General features: G+C 72.5%; 13 protein-coding genes and 3 pseudogenes. 8 read left to right on the forward strand and 8 right to left on the reverse strand.

Annotated elements, in window-relative coordinates:
• The first annotated feature begins 26 nt into the window (after nucleotides 1-26).
• Nucleotides 27-494, forward strand: coding sequence for a DUF2871 domain-containing protein (locus E6R18_RS08685; protein ID WP_136316266.1), 468 nt, complete (start codon nucleotides 27-29; stop codon nucleotides 492-494).
• Between the two features lie 32 nt (nucleotides 495-526).
• Here the strand turns inward: E6R18_RS08685 and E6R18_RS08690 are convergent.
• Nucleotides 527-660, reverse strand: a pseudogene (locus tag E6R18_RS08690) (pyridine nucleotide-disulfide oxidoreductase); the annotation flags it as partial.
• Nucleotides 661-695: 35 nt separating this feature from the next.
• Here E6R18_RS08690 and E6R18_RS34760 point away from each other — a divergent pair.
• Nucleotides 696-803: pseudogene (locus tag E6R18_RS34760) on the forward strand (tRNA (adenosine(37)-N6)-threonylcarbamoyltransferase complex transferase subunit TsaD); the annotation flags it as partial.
• Between the two features lie 238 nt (nucleotides 804-1,041).
• Here E6R18_RS34760 and E6R18_RS08700 read toward each other — a convergent pair.
• A complete protein-coding gene (locus E6R18_RS08700; protein ID WP_136316268.1) occupies nucleotides 1,042-1,494 on the reverse strand; it encodes a MarR family transcriptional regulator in 453 nt (150 codons plus the stop codon).
• An 82-nt stretch (nucleotides 1,495-1,576) separates the two neighbouring features.
• Between E6R18_RS08700 and E6R18_RS08705 the strand changes: the two genes are divergently transcribed.
• Together E6R18_RS08705 and E6R18_RS08710 are read left to right on the forward strand one after the other, a co-directional pair.
• On the forward strand, nucleotides 1,577-2,506 hold the full coding sequence (locus tag E6R18_RS08705; protein ID WP_136316269.1) for a zinc-binding alcohol dehydrogenase family protein: 930 nt from the start codon (nucleotides 1,577-1,579) through the stop codon (nucleotides 2,504-2,506).
• A gap of 39 nt (nucleotides 2,507-2,545) precedes the next feature.
• Entirely contained in the window at nucleotides 2,546-3,757 is a 1,212-nt protein-coding gene (locus E6R18_RS08710) for an FAD-dependent monooxygenase (RefSeq protein WP_136316270.1), read from the forward strand.
• 30 nt (nucleotides 3,758-3,787) lie between these two features.
• Here E6R18_RS08710 and E6R18_RS08715 read toward each other — a convergent pair whose 3' ends face one another.
• Nucleotides 3,788-4,723: a LysR family transcriptional regulator gene (locus tag E6R18_RS08715; RefSeq protein ID WP_136316271.1), complete on the reverse strand. Its 936-nt coding sequence runs from the start codon at nucleotides 4,721-4,723 to the stop codon at nucleotides 3,788-3,790.
• Between the two features lie 137 nt (nucleotides 4,724-4,860).
• Between E6R18_RS08715 and E6R18_RS08720 the strand changes: the two genes are divergently transcribed.
• Nucleotides 4,861-6,105 (forward strand): MFS transporter, encoded by a 1,245-nt coding sequence (locus tag E6R18_RS08720; protein WP_136316272.1) that lies wholly within the window; start codon nucleotides 4,861-4,863, stop codon nucleotides 6,103-6,105.
• 27 nt (nucleotides 6,106-6,132) lie between these two features.
• Here E6R18_RS08720 and E6R18_RS08725 read toward each other — a convergent pair whose 3' ends face one another.
• Complete coding sequence (locus E6R18_RS08725; RefSeq protein WP_136316273.1) at nucleotides 6,133-6,699, reverse strand: TetR/AcrR family transcriptional regulator; 567 nt, start codon at nucleotides 6,697-6,699, stop codon at nucleotides 6,133-6,135.
• A 131-nt stretch (nucleotides 6,700-6,830) separates the two neighbouring features.
• On the opposite strand from E6R18_RS08725, the gene E6R18_RS08730 reads away from it, so the two are divergent.
• A complete protein-coding gene (locus E6R18_RS08730) occupies nucleotides 6,831-8,303 on the forward strand; it encodes an MFS transporter (RefSeq protein WP_136316274.1) in 1,473 nt (490 codons plus the stop codon).
• A 285-nt stretch (nucleotides 8,304-8,588) separates the two neighbouring features.
• Here the strand turns inward: E6R18_RS08730 and E6R18_RS08740 are convergent, their stop codons facing one another.
• A complete protein-coding gene (locus tag E6R18_RS08740) occupies nucleotides 8,589-9,242 on the reverse strand; it encodes a helix-turn-helix domain-containing protein (protein WP_136316275.1) in 654 nt (217 codons plus the stop codon).
• Nucleotides 9,243-9,420: 178 nt separating this feature from the next.
• On the opposite strand from E6R18_RS08740, the gene E6R18_RS08745 reads away from it, so the two are divergent.
• Both E6R18_RS08745 and E6R18_RS34395 read left to right on the forward strand, forming a co-directional pair.
• The gene (locus E6R18_RS08745; RefSeq protein WP_136316276.1) at nucleotides 9,421-10,389 is read left to right on the forward strand and encodes an alpha/beta hydrolase; all 969 of its coding nucleotides are present in this window, start codon (nucleotides 9,421-9,423) and stop codon (nucleotides 10,387-10,389) included.
• A 121-nt stretch (nucleotides 10,390-10,510) separates the two neighbouring features.
• Nucleotides 10,511-10,921, forward strand: coding sequence for a hypothetical protein (locus tag E6R18_RS34395; RefSeq protein WP_206308244.1), 411 nt, complete (start codon nucleotides 10,511-10,513; stop codon nucleotides 10,919-10,921).
• An 88-nt stretch (nucleotides 10,922-11,009) separates the two neighbouring features.
• Here the strand turns inward: E6R18_RS34395 and E6R18_RS34765 are convergent.
• The 3 genes and pseudogenes from E6R18_RS34765 to E6R18_RS08765 form a co-directional block, all read right to left on the reverse strand.
• A pseudogene (locus tag E6R18_RS34765) lies at nucleotides 11,010-11,162 on the reverse strand (response regulator); the annotation flags it as partial.
• Nucleotides 11,163-11,253: 91 nt separating this feature from the next.
• The gene (locus E6R18_RS08760) at nucleotides 11,254-12,312 is read right to left on the reverse strand and encodes a phosphotransferase (RefSeq protein ID WP_136316277.1); all 1,059 of its coding nucleotides are present in this window, start codon (nucleotides 12,310-12,312) and stop codon (nucleotides 11,254-11,256) included.
• 94 nt (nucleotides 12,313-12,406) lie between these two features.
• The gene (locus tag E6R18_RS08765; RefSeq protein ID WP_136316278.1) at nucleotides 12,407-13,024 is read right to left on the reverse strand and encodes a CGNR zinc finger domain-containing protein; all 618 of its coding nucleotides are present in this window, start codon (nucleotides 13,022-13,024) and stop codon (nucleotides 12,407-12,409) included.
• Between the last annotated feature and the right edge of the window lie 142 nt (nucleotides 13,025-13,166).

Genomic DNA, 13,166 nt, shown 5'->3' on the forward strand with positions numbered 1-13,166 from the left:
TCGACCCAGGGGGGGCGGACTCCGCCATGCGGAAGTCGTATTACGCAGCGCACGTCTACATGATCGTGGGAGTGATCTCGGGACTCTTCTACCGGGAGTTCACCAAGATCAAGGACTTTCACGGCGATACGCAGTTGGCACTCATGCACACCCACCTGCTGGCGCTGGGCATGCTCGTGTTCCTGATCGTCCTCGCGCTGGACAAGGTCTTCGGGCTGTCCGGCTCGAAGCTGTTCACGGCGTTCTTCTGGTTCTACAACATCGGCATCGCCATCTCGACCGCGATGATGGGTGTGCACGGCATCCTGACCGTTCTCGGCCGCGACGAGGACCACATCGCCGAGGTCGTGCCGCTGACCGCCGGGCTCGGCCACATCCTGCTGACCGTCGGTCTCGTCCTGTTGTTCATCCTGCTCGGCAAGCGCGTAAACGAGCACGTCAAGCCGGCGGCCGCGACGGGTGAACCGGCCGCGCAGGCCCCGAGCACCGTCTGACGCCTCCGGCCCTCGGGGAGCCTTTCCGCCCCTCAGCCCGCGGTGAGCAGGTCTCTGGCCGCGTAGTAGGCGTGCAGCGCGGCCTTGCTGCCTGAGTCCAGGGCGGTCATGATCCGCTGGAAGCGGGCGGAGCGGGGTCGCCGGCCACGGTGACGCGGGGGTGCCGGCGTCGCGCGGCTGGAGAGGGCCGAGGCCGGTGGCGGCGAGGTCATCCCGCTGGCGGATGGGGCCGCCTCGCTCCAGGAGGCCGTCGCTGACGTCCTGACGCGCAAGGCACCGGCCGCCCGCCGCCGGTACGAGGTCCGCACCCCCGGGCCCGCGACGCGATCCGCTTCTACCGGCGCCTGGACTGGACCCAGGTCTCCCCCACCCCGCCGACGACGGCATCGTGGTCTTCCTCGGCCCCCGGCACCCGGCCGGCGCGGGCATCGCCCGCCCGGTGTGACCGAGCCGGTGCTTCGGGGCCGCGTTCCGGTGGCCGTCCGCGGCCCGTGACATCGGAGCGTGTGGCGTACGGCTCCGGCTCGCCGATGGTGAACCCGCCCGCTCAGTGAGCGAGGCGCCGGGGCGCGAGCGGCAGGGGCGGGGAGAGGACGGGCTCCAGGAGCTGCGCGAGCTGCCGGCGCTGGTGCGGTTCCAGCCGGTCGGTGGCCGGTGCCAGGGCGTCCCGCGCCTCCCCGTACAGCCGCTCGGTGAGTTCGCGTCCCGCGTCGGTGATCAGGACGATCACGGCGCGCTTGTCCTCGGGGCTGGCGCCGCGTGCCAGCAGGCCCCGGCGTTCGGCCCGTGCGATGAGGCCGGACAGGGTCGACTTGTCCAGGCCGAGGAAGGTCGCCAGGTCGCTCATGCGGGGCTGCCGGTCGCGCACGATGCCCAGCACGCGCAGCTGGGTGAGGGACAGGTCGTGCTCGGCGCCGATCCGGGTGAGCACGCCCATGATCTGGAAGGCGCTGCGGGCCAGGGCGTCCATCAGGACGTCTGTGGAGTCATCGGGAGCCATGCAGCCCACCCTACTTGACATTGTTGGCATTACAAACAACCCTGGTGTTGATTGGTAATACAAACCAACCAGGGAGTTCCTCATGCATGCAGCAGTCATCACGGCGCACGGCACCCCGCCCGTCTACCGTGCTCACCCCGAGCCCGTGGCCCGGGGTGAGCACGAGATGGTCGTGGACGTCCTCGCGGCGGGCCTGCACCACCTCACCCGGTCCAAGGCCAACGGCACCCACTACTCGGCCGGCGGCGTCTTCCCGATCGTGCCCGGCGTCGACGGAGTCGTACGCGACCCCTCCGGGCGCCTGCGCTATGCGGTCCTGGACGACACGGACCTGGGCACCTTCGCCGAGCGCACCGTGATCGACGTACGCCGAAGCGTCGTCCTGCCCGACGCCGTGGACCCCGTCCGGATCGCCGCCGCGATGAACCCGGGCATGTCCTCCTGGGTCGCGCTGCGCCGCCGCATCGACTTCCGCGAGGGGCAGCGCGTCCTCATCCTCGGCGCCACCGGCAGCGCCGGACGCATGGCCGTCCAGGTCGCCAAGCGGTTCGGCGCCGCGCAGGTCTTCGCCGCCGGCCGCGACACCACCCGGCTGGAGGCGCTGCCCGCCCTCGGCGCGGACCAGGTGCTCACCTTCGACGAGATCGCCGCCGCGGCCGACGTCGACGTCGTCCTGGACTTCGTGTGGGGCGAGCCCGCCGCAGGCGCCATGCTGCCCCTCCTCACCGCCCGCGCCGACCGCTCCGCGCCGCTGACCTGGGTGCAGATCGGCTCCATGGCGGGCGCGTCCGCTCCGGTCCCGTCCGCGGCGCTGCGCGCGGCCCGGCTGCAGATCGTGGGCAGCGGCATCGGATCGCTCTCCCCCCGCGACTTCATCGCCGAACTGCCGGAGCTTGCCGCGGCGGTGGCCGAGGGCGCCCTCGACGTGCGGGCCCGGGCCGTACCGCCGGCCGGGATCGCGCGGGCATGGGACGACCACCGGAGCGACGAGCGCCTCGTCTTCGTCCCGTAGGCCCGCCACCGGGCATCCGGCCCGAGCAAGGAATGAGTCATGCAGAAACGTGCGTTGATCGTGGGCCTCGGCATCGCGGGCATGTCCGCGGCCATCGGGCTGCGCCGGGCCGGATGGACCCCGGTGATCGTCGAGCGGGCGCCCGGGCGCCGTACCGGCGGCTACTTCATCAACCTGATGCCCGACGGCATGGAAGCGGCCGCCGGCCTCGGCCTCGACCGCCTGCGCACCCGCAGTCCCGAGGCCGGCTCGACCTGGTCGCTGAACCGCCGGGGCCACCGCCGGCCCGCCCCGGGCTGGCTCGACCTGCCGGGCCACCCCACGGCGATGGTCCGGGGCGACGTCGAGGCGGCGCTGTGGCACCGGATACGACCGGGCGGTGACGACGGCGTCGAGGTGCGCTTCGGCACCTCCCCGCTGGAGATCACCGAACGGGACAGCGCGGTGGAGGTACTGCTGAACGACGCCTCCACCGGCCGCCGCTCCCGCGAAACCTTCGACCTGGTCATCGGCGCGGACGGGCTGCGCTCCACCGTACGGCGGCTCGTCTTCGGCCCTCACGAGCGCTTCATGACCACCTGGAACGCGATGATCTGCGCCTTTCCGCTGCCCGGACAGGCGCCGTCCTTCGGGGCGCAGGACAGTCTCATCAGCGCACGAGCCGGGCGGGCGGTGTGGGTGTTCGGCCTGGCGGACCGGCCGCCCACCGCGCTGCTGACCTACTGCACCAAGGACATCGACGCGCAGTTCACCGGGGATCGGACCGAGCGTCTGCGCACGGTGTTCGGGGACATGGACCACCCCGCCGTGCGGCACGTCCTGGACGCCCTGCCCAGCACGCCCGACTACCTGTTCGACTCGGTGCACCAGGTCAAGATGGAACGGTGGAGCTCAGGACGGGTCATGCTCGCCGGTGACGCGGCATGGTGCCTGAACCTGTTCTCGGGCATGGGCACCACCGCCGCCCTGAGGGGCGGGGCGGAACTGGGCCGCGCTCTTGAGGAGCACCCCGACAGCCTCGGCGCGGCGCTGGCCGCGTGGGAGGCGCGGCTCCGGCCGTTCATCACCACCCATCAGCGCATGGCCAGGCTGAAGCACCAATGGTTCGTCCCGACGAACCGCCTCCTGGGCGGAGTCCGGACGCTGGCGATGCGCCTGGCCGTCAACGCCCGGCGCGCGGCCACCGAGGAGCGCCTTCTCCAGGCCGCCGCCCCGGGCCGCGGGCCCGCGGTCCGCGCCGTCGCCGAGTGACGCGGCGGGCCGGCCACGCGGGAGGGGCGTTCAGCGCGGGAGCGCCCACCCCGGCACCCATGTCCCGGCGGCGTCGTGGCCGGCTGTCGTGGCGGTGAGGTGGGTGCGGAGGGTGGTCAGCGCCGGGTGGGGGTTGTCGCGGTGCCAGAGGAGCGAGTGCGGGTAGACCGGCGTCGGGTCGGTAACCGGGATGCGGCGCAGGCCGTGGCCGGCGGGCCAGATGAGGCGGGAGTGCTCGCCCATGAAGGTGGCCAGGGCGGGGGTGTCCGCGATGGTGTCGAGCAGCGCGTCGGAGCCGAAGTTGGGGCCGGTCGCCTCGATGGTGAGGCCGAACTCGGCGACGAGGTCGTCGTAGTAGGCGCCCCACTCGGTGCCGGGAGCGATGCCCGGCATCCAGATCCGGTGCCCGACGAGCTGAGCGAGGGTCACCGACCGGGCGTTCGCCAGCACGTGGGCGGGGCCGACGAGGAGTTGAAGCGGCTCGTCGAGCACCCGGACGGACTCGATGTCCTCGGGAAGGAGCCGGCCGGGCGCGGCGACGGCGCGGAAGGACGCGTCGATCGCACCGGAGCGGATGGCGGTGACGGCCGTGTCGATGTCGAACAGCGTCATCACGTCGAGGTCGGTCTCGGGGTGCGCGCGGTGGAAGCCGCGCATCAGGCTCGACTGCGCGGTACGGGAGGCGATCACGTCGACGCGCAGCGGACGGCGGCCGGGGCGGACGGACGCGCGCGCACGTTCGGCGACGCGCAGCAGCTCGCGTGCGTGGGGCAGGAATGCCTGGCCGTCGATGGTGGGTTCGGCGCCGCGCGGGGCGCGGGTGAACAGCCGCACGCCGAGGGCCTGCTCCAGCGTGGCGATGCGTTTGGAGACGGCCTGCTGGGTGACCGACAGGTCGGCGGCGGCCTTCTGGAACTGGCCCGATTCCGCGACGGCGACGAAGGTGCGTACTGCTTGGAGGTCCACGCCGACCCACCCTAGTGAACAACGGATGGTTGTGGATGGACGGTGGGTTGGTTGTTTGACCTGCTTTTCTCCTGCCCGGTTAGCTCTCCTCGGTCAAGGGTGGTTTGTACGGTGGGATGTCGAGGAGCGCGCCGCGCATGGTGGGCAGGAGAGCGTTGGGCCGGCGGTTCGGCTGGCTGTGGGCGGCGTACGCGGCGAGCGCGTACGGGTCCGGGCTGGGGTTCGGGGCGTTGCCCCTGATCGCCGTGCTGGTGCTGCACGCCGGACCTGCCGAGGTGTCGGCGCTGTCCGCGGTGGGGCCCGCGGTGGGGACGTTGATCGCGGTGCCGCTCGCGCCGTGGGTGGAGTTCCGGCGCAAGCGCCCGGTCATGATCGGGATGGACCTGGTGCGGTTCGCGGCCATGGCGTCGATCCCGGTGGCGTACGCCTTCGGCCTGCTGGGGTTCGTGCAGCTGCTGGTGGTGTCGGCCGTGATCGCCGCGGCGAAGATCGCGTTCGGCGCGGCCAGTGGCGCGTATCTCAAGGCGCTCGTCCGGCCGGACGACCTGCTCGTCGCCAACGCGCGGTTCGAGTCCACGAACTGGAGTTCCATCGCGGTGGGGCCGCCGCTCGGCGGGGCGGCGATCGGCCTGTTCGGGCCGGTCACCACCGTCGTGGCCGACGCGCTCGGCTACCTGCTCTCCGCGCTGGGCATCACCGCGATCCGCGGCCGGGAGGAAGCGCCGCGACCGGCCGGCAGGAGCCCGGTCGGGGCGGGCGCGCTGCTCGGCGGCTGGCGGCACATCATGGGCCACCCCGTTCTGCGGCCGCTCTACCTCAACCAGATGCTCGTCGCCGGTCTGATCATGGCCACCGAGCCGCTGCTGGCCGTGCTGCTGCTGCGCCAACTCGGCTTCCCGCCCTGGCAGTACGGTCTCGCCTTCGCCGCCCCCTGCCTCGGCGGGCTCATCGGCTCACGGCTGGCCCGCCGGGTCGTCGCCCGCTTCGGCCGCGACCGGGTCTTCCGGACCGTGGGCACCCTGCGCGCCGTGTGGCTGATCGGCCTGGCCTTCGTCCGGCCCGGCGTCGTCGGCCTCGTCACCGTGATGGCCGTCGAGCTGGCGATCATCGTCAACATGAGCCTGTACGGACCGGTGCTCTCCACCTACCGGCTCGAACACACCCCCCAGCATCTCGTCGCCCGCACCCTGACGGCCTGGTCGATCGGGCAGCAGGCGTCCATCGCCGTCCTCACCGCACTCGCCGGGCTGCTCGCCGACGTCACCGGTCCGCGCACGGCCCTCGCGGTCGCGGGGCTGCTCATCCTGGCCACGCCGCTGCTGCTTCCCCGGCGGGACCCCGCACCGCGGCATGAGCCGGACGTGGCCCCCAGCCACCCATGAGGGCTGCTCGCGGGAACCGGGTCGAGGTCACAGCAGCCGGTCCACCAGCCCGTCGACGTACTCCGGGGTGAGCGGGCCCATGCCGAACAGGACGCGGATGTACATCGGGGCCAGGATGTGGTCCAGCACCTCGAACGCGTCGGGTACGTCCTCGCCGCGTTCGCGGGCGCGGTCGAGCACGGACTGCAGTTGCCGGGTGCGTTCGGCGCGGAGGTCTTCACGGGCCTGCGCGCCCTGTTGACCCTTGCCGGCCAGCGCGACGGCGAGGTGCAGCACCGCCGGACCGTCGGGTCCGGTGATCTCGCGGGCCACTTGGGCCGCGTACGTGCGCAGGTCGCCGGCCAGGCTCCCGGTGTCGGGCATCGGCGACCGCGCGTTGAGGCGGGTGAGCGCCACGTCGCTGAGCAGAGCCTCCAGGCCGCCCCACCGGCGGTAGATGCTGCTGTCGGCCACGCCCGCGCGGGCCGCTACCTCGCCGACGGTGAAGTTGCCGTAGCCGCGCTCGCTGATCAGTTCGGTGACGGCCTGGTGCACCTGCGCGCCGACGCGGGCGCTGCGCCCGCCGGGCCGCCGGGCCCGCTCCTTCTCGTTCATCCCACCACCTTAACGCAGTAACTACTTGCGTTTACGAGGCACCCCGTCTTAGAGTCACCTAACGCAGTCGAGGGCTGCGTTAGGGTGCCCGGGTGTCCGCCGGGCGCGACCATCGATCGAGAGGAATCCCCATGGCGGCTCCGCCTGCGGCCGTAGGCAGTCGTTCACCCCGGGCCGTGCTGCTCACGGTGACCTGCGCGGGCCAGTTCATGGTCCTGCTCGACAACACGATCGTCGGAGCGGCGCTGCCCGACATGCAGCACCGGCTGCACACCCAGCTGACCGGCCTGCAATGGATCGTCGACGCGTACGTACTGCTGGTCGCGATGCTGCTGCTGTCCGGCGGTGTCTTCGCCGACCGGTTCGGGCGCAAGCGCGTGTACCTGACCGGCGTGGCGGTGTTCACCGCCGCGTCCGTGCTGTGCAGCCTCGCGCCCTCGCTCGGCTGGCTGGTCACCGGCCGGGTGCTGCAGGGCATCGGGGCCGCGGCGCTGAGCCCTGCCTCGCTCGCCCTGCTCGCCGCCGCCCACCCCGTGCCGCAGGAACGCGTCAAGGCGATCGGGCTGTGGGCCGGACTCAGCGGAATCGGCCTGGCCGCAGGTCCCGTGGCCGGCGGCGCGCTGACGGACGCCTTCGGCTGGCCCGCCATCTTCCTGGTCAATCTGCCCATCGGCGTGGCCCTCCTGCTGGCCGGTCTGCGCAGCCTTGAGGAGACCCGCAATCCGGACGCCCCCGCGATCGACGTCCCGGGGACGGTACTTTCCGTTCTGGGGGTGGGGACGCTGACGTACGGGCTGATCGAGGGTGGTGCCCGCGGCTGGACGTCGCCGCTGATCCTGGGCGGCTTCGCCGCCGGGATGATCCTCCTCGCCGCCTTCGTCGCCGTCGAAGCGCGCCGCTCCGCTCCGATGCTGCCGCTGCGGCTGTTCGGGCAGCGCCTGTTCACCGTCTCCAACACCGCCATGGTCGTGGTCGGGTTCGCGCTCATGGGCTCGTCGTTCTTCTTCTCCCAGTTCTTCGTGTACGTCCAGGGCAGCTCGATCCTGCGCGCCGGCCTCCAGACCCTGCCGATGTCCCTCGCCATGGTGGTCGTCAGCCCGTACGCGGGCCGACTCGCCGCCCGGTACGGCTTCCGCATCGTCGTCACCACCGGCCTGGCCCTGGCCGGCCTGGGACTGCTGGCGCTCGGCCTGGTGCACGCCGACACCGGTTACGGGAACGTGTGGTGGCGGCTGGGAGTCGTCGGCACCGGCTTCGCCCTGACCATGTCCCCACTGACGGGAGCCGCCATCCAAGCAGTCAGCCCGCAGGAAGGCGGCCTCGCCTCAGGCATCAGCAGCACCACCCGGCAGATCGGCGCGGTACTCGGTGTGGCGGTGCTCGGAGCCGTCGTCCGCACCCGGCAATCCGGCGGCGCCTCCTTCGAGACCGGCCTCAACAGCGCCTTCGTCGCGGCCGGCGCCATCACCCTGGCCACCGCCGTGTTCACCGGCCTGTGGCTGGCGAGGTCCACGCCCGCGGACCTTTCCCCGGCCCCGCGACGTTCCACCGGTCCGGACGCGGTCACCACCCCGGACGAGGCGTCCGCGAACAGCCTGCCCTAGACCATGCCCCTCCCCCGACCGGCTTCCGGCGCCTGCCGGCCCAGCGCATGACGCCGCATCCGGTCCTGCTCCCAGCGAAGGGACGCACCTTGTCGCCTGATCCGGCCACCGTCCACCCGGCCCGGCCGATCCGGCAGCGCTTCGACGACGCCGGCGTCGAACGGCTGCTGCGCGCCGTGTGGTCGGACTGGCCCGCCGACCTGGTCACCGAGCACACCCGCACCGGGCCCCGGCGCCGGGCCGGCGGCAGCCGTGCGGTCCGCGGGGCACTCGTGAGCCGGCACCTCAGGGGATCTGGGCCTCGATGCGGGCCAGATGGGCGGCCAGGATTTCTTCGAACGCGGTGCGGCGGTCCGCTCCGAGCGGGCGGACGTCGCGGGCGAAGTGGGCCAGGGCGGGGAAGCGTTCGGGGTCGGCGCCGAGCACCGCGACGCGGAACTGCTCCATGCCCTCTTCGTACTCCTTGGGGGTGATGGTGCCGATACCGCCCTCGGAGGCGAGCAGGGCGGCGAGGAGGACCACGAGGCGGTGGTAGCGCACCGGGACCTCCTCGTCGGGCAGGCCGGATGAGCGCAGGGCCTGCAGCACCTCCTCCATGACCAACCGGGCCCCGGTGCCGCCGGACGCGTAGCGCCCCCATACGGCGGCGAGTTGGGGCTGATCGCCGAATGTTTCGCGCAGGCGCAGGGCCAGGGCCATGACGCGCTGCTTCCAGTCGCCCTCGGGGCGGTAACCGTCCATGGCGGCCAGCAGGATGCGGTCGGCAACCGCGCGCAGCAGTTCGGTCTTGTTGCGGAAGTGCCGGTAGAGGCTGGAGGAGTCGGTCCCGAGCGCTGCGGCGAGCTTGCGCACGCTGAACGCCTCGGCGTCGCTCGCGCGCAGCAGTTCCGCCGCCGATTCCAGGATCTCCTCCGTCGACCATCGCCTTCGGCCAGTCATCTCGTCCCTCTCATCCGGACTCACCCTAACCCATGCGCCTACCTGCGCACTTACCCATGCGCCTACCCATGCGCCCATCTATGCGCTTGATGATGCACGCACCGCGTGCATAATGAGGGCAATGGGCTGTCCGGTCACACGACACACCCGGTATGCGACCGGGAGGGGAGAGGGAGACATGAGCGAGGCCACTACCACGGCACGACCGCCGGAGCCGGATTTCTCGGCGGTCACGACCGAGGAACTGCTCGCCTACCGCGACGCGGAGAACCGCTTCCGGGCCTCCGGCGCGGCGCGGGCGGTCCTGGGAGAGCCGGACACCGGCGCCGCGATCGTCTGGCAGAAGGTCGCACTGCCCGGCCGCGACCTACCGGTCCGGGTCTACCGGCCGGCCCCGGCGGGAGACGACGGCACCGAGGAGGCCCGAACAGACCCGCTGCCGCTCGTGGTCCATGTCCACGGAGGCAGCTTCGTGGGCACGGCGGTGCAGTGCGACTGGACCAGCAGCCACCTCGCCGCGCGGCTGCCCGCCCTCGTCGTCTCCGTCGAGCACCGCCTGCTCGCTCCCGGCAACCCGCTGTCGGACGCCGCCGACGACGGCTGGGACGTGCTCCGGCACGTGGTGGGGCACGCCGAGCAATGGGGCGTCGACCCTGCGCGTACAGCCGTCTTCGGCGAGAGCTGCGGCGCGCTGATCAGCGCGCTGACCGCCATCCGGGCCCGGGAGGCCGGTCCGGAGCTCAGGGCGCAGGTGCTGGTCAACCCGGCTGTGGACGTGACCGGGACGATGTTCGACTACCCCTCGGTGGCCGAGTACGCGTACAACCCGACCCGGGCCCTGCCGCAGCTGGAGCTCTTCCAGCGGCTCGCCGTCCCGCCGGGTGCCGACGCCCGCGCGGTCTCGCCGCTGTACGCCGACGACCTGAGCGGGCTCGCCCCGGCGCTCGTGGTGGTGCCCACCCGGGACGCGGCAGCCGACCACGGCCGCCGCTACGCCGAGCGGCTGCGCGAGGCGGGGACCACGGTGCGGCTCTCCGAATACCCGGGAGCACCGCACGCGTTCCTCACCCTGCCCGGCATCGAACCGCAGGCCCATGCCGCTCGGGCGGAGATCCTCGCCTTCCTCCAAGCGGCCCTGGCGAAGTGACGGCGGAACCGATGCCCCCGTCCTCGGACCCGACGGCCCAGCGGTCTCCCGGCTCGGGAAATGACGAGAGAAGCACACCCTGATGAGGCAACCGCTCCCCACACGAGGGCCACTCGCAGCGATGTACGTGGGCCTTGCCCTCACCGTCCTCGCGACGATCGCCCCGTACGCCGACCGCTTCACCACCCATCTGCTGGCCGACCACGTCCGCGCCGGCTATCCCGACTACTCCCAGGCGCAGATCGACTCGGCCGTCACCACCTACCTGGTCGTGTCGTCCGTCATCGGGGCGCTCGGCGTCCTTGCCTGGCTCACGACGGCCTGGGCCGTCAAGACGGGCAGGCGGTGGGCCCCCTCCGCCGCCACCGCGATGTTCGTGCTCGGCGCCGGTGCCGGACTGACCGGGTTGCTGATCAAGGACACCTCCGGCGCGACCGGACTGCCGCCGGAGCTGGGCTGGGCCGGCATGGCTCCCTGTCTGGCGGGCGTTTCGGCGGTCGCCTTGCTGTGGAGGAGAAGGCGACCGGCGTGACGACGGCTCCGTTCGGGCCGAACGGAGCGAACGGCGTGTGCCCTGACCGCGTCCGGGCGGCCGCGCCGGCTGTACTCAGTCGCGGTTCGCCGGGCTCCGCGAGGAGTTGCCGGGTGGCCTCGATGCCGTTGAGGCGGGGCATCCGCACGTCCATCTGGACGACGTCCGGCCGCAGCTGCCGCGCCCGCCGGACCGCCTCGACACCGTCGCCCGCCTCCCCGGCCACCTCAGGCCGCCGAATGGATCGCCGGGCTGAAGAAGGCGGCCGAGGGGGAGGGGCCGGCTCCGTCCGGCACGACCGGCGGGGCCGAGGACCTGACCTGCGGCACGCCCTAATACCAGGGCCGGGCGTCGGGCGTGGGCAGCGGGCGCAGTCCCGTCCAGCGTGCGAGCAGGCGGTCGGCCAGGGCGGAGCTGAGGCGGCCCAGGGCGTGGAGGTGGTCGTGGTCGCGGGTCATGCCGGCGACCACGCCCAGGCGGTGGACGAGTCGCTCGCGGGCGGAGACGTAGCCCCACTCGAAGTCCTCGACGGGCACCCGGGCGAGCTGGTCGGCCGTTCCGCGGTGGGCCCGCTCGACCAGGGCGTCGCCCTGGATCAGCCAGCCCGCGCACGCGTCCGCGAGGTCACCCGGCACGTCCTTCCCGGTGAGGCCGCGCCAGGTGCTCCGGTAGACGTCCTCGACCTCGGCGAGCGGGGCCGCGGTGACCGACATGGCGCACCAGCAGGTGGGGAAACCTATGCGGAAGTAGGCGAGTTCGAGCAGTCCGTTGCCGAGCGAGGCCCGCTCGAAGTCGACGAAGCGGACGCCCTCGGCGGTGCGCAGATCGTTGCCGGGGCAGGGGTCGCCGTGCAGCAGCGCGTGGTGGCCGGTGGGGTCCAGCCGCTCCAGGAGACCGGCGAGTTCGTCCGGAACGATGGACGGTACGGGCACGTCGAGCGCCCGGGCCAGGGTGAGGAAGGACTCCGCGTCGGTGGCCGTGGGCCCCGACCAGGCCGGGAGCGCGCCGGCGTCGGCGGGTCCGGTCAGGGCGTGCAGGCGGGCGAGCGACTCGGCGTACCCCGGCATCCAGTCGGCCGTCCTGCCGAGGTCGTCCACGTACTCGAGGACCATCACCCGCGAGGACGGGTCCGTGGCGAGCACCGCGGGGGCCACGGCGGGCCCGGAGGTCCGGCCCGCCAGGCGCAGCCCGGCGAGCTCCCGCGCGAAGCGCGTGTCCGCGTCCGCGCCCGCGTCCCCGTCGTCGGTGATCTGCTTGACGATCACCGGCGGCCGGCCGGCCGGCCGCACCCGCCACACCCGTGACCGCGGACTGCTGTCGAGCAGTTCGGCCTGTTCGGGGGTGCCCACGACGGAGAGCAGGGCATCGTTCAACGGAACAAGGTTCAGCATGCCGATGAGCGTAGCCGCGGGCTTCGCCGGAGCCCCTGCCCTTTTCGGGCTCCCCGGGTTTCAGGCGCCCCTATCGATCAGGCCCCCCGAGCGATCAGGACAAGGTGGGCCCGCCGTCGGCTGCCGTTCGCCGGCGGTTGTAGTGGCGGGCCGCTCGGGCGCGGTTCCCGCAGGACGGCTTGCACCACTCCTGCCGGCCGTGGCTCTTGACGAAGTAGCGCACGCAGCGCGGCGCGGTACAGGATCGCAGCCGCGTGCTCTGCGGACCGCTGAGGAAGTCGATGGCCGCTCGGGCCAGGGCCGCGAGAAGTCGAACGTACGGATCCTTTTCGGCGGACAGCAGCCGGGCGGCAGGGGCTCCGCCGACCGGCCAGTCCAGCTGCGGGGCGACCGGTTCCCGCGCGGCAGCCGCGTTGAGGCGGTCCATCGCCTGGTCGGCGGTCATCAGGCGATGGGCGTCCGCCGGGCTGGGGGGAGCGGGACTGACCAACCGGGCGAACAGGGCTCGGACCGCCTGCCGGAGCTCGATGATCCCGAGCCGGAGGTCTTCGTCTGCCGCGAGTCCTCCGGCCGGAATGCGGCCGGCCAGCAGATGCCCCTGCTTCCGGATCCAGTCCGTCGTTCCCTGGACCGTGGCGAGGTCGTCGGCGACGCCACCCTCTCCGTCGTGGCGAACCGTGCTCGCCAGTTCCAATGGCAGCCATTGCTCCACCAGGCATCCCCTTCCCGCTCGGTGTCAGGTCGTCAGCCACTTGATCACATCCTGCGCACACCCTAAGGTCTCTAACGGCAAATCAAAAACTTCCGTTAGAAGCCGGTGTGGTGGAGACGCCCTGCCGGCGCAGGAGGGCGGC

Source organism: Streptomyces sp. A1277 (assembly GCF_004795015.1).
Taxonomy (GTDB): domain Bacteria; phylum Actinomycetota; class Actinomycetes; order Streptomycetales; family Streptomycetaceae; genus Streptomyces.

Bases quoted from the DNA above. Each gene is read 5' to 3' on its own strand.
- E6R18_RS08685 (WP_136316266.1), top strand. From the start codon at position 27: ATGCGGAAGTCGTATTACGCAGCGCACGTCTACATGATCGTGGGAGTG.
- E6R18_RS08700 (WP_136316268.1), bottom strand. From the start codon at position 1,494: ATGGCTCCCGATGACTCCACAGACGTCCTGATGGACGCCCTGGCCCGC.
- E6R18_RS08705 (WP_136316269.1), top strand. From the start codon at position 1,577: ATGCATGCAGCAGTCATCACGGCGCACGGCACCCCGCCCGTCTACCGT.
- E6R18_RS08710 (WP_136316270.1), top strand. From the start codon at position 2,546: ATGCAGAAACGTGCGTTGATCGTGGGCCTCGGCATCGCGGGCATGTCC.
- E6R18_RS08720 (WP_136316272.1), top strand. From the start codon at position 4,861: ATGGTGGGCAGGAGAGCGTTGGGCCGGCGGTTCGGCTGGCTGTGGGCG.
- E6R18_RS08725 (WP_136316273.1), bottom strand. From the start codon at position 6,699: ATGAACGAGAAGGAGCGGGCCCGGCGGCCCGGCGGGCGCAGCGCCCGC.
- E6R18_RS08730 (WP_136316274.1), top strand. From the start codon at position 6,831: ATGGCGGCTCCGCCTGCGGCCGTAGGCAGTCGTTCACCCCGGGCCGTG.
- E6R18_RS08740 (WP_136316275.1), bottom strand. From the start codon at position 9,242: ATGACTGGCCGAAGGCGATGGTCGACGGAGGAGATCCTGGAATCGGCG.
- E6R18_RS08745 (WP_136316276.1), top strand. From the start codon at position 9,421: ATGAGCGAGGCCACTACCACGGCACGACCGCCGGAGCCGGATTTCTCG.
- E6R18_RS34395 (WP_206308244.1), top strand. From the start codon at position 10,511: ATGTACGTGGGCCTTGCCCTCACCGTCCTCGCGACGATCGCCCCGTAC.
- E6R18_RS08760 (WP_136316277.1), bottom strand. From the start codon at position 12,312: ATGCTGAACCTTGTTCCGTTGAACGATGCCCTGCTCTCCGTCGTGGGC.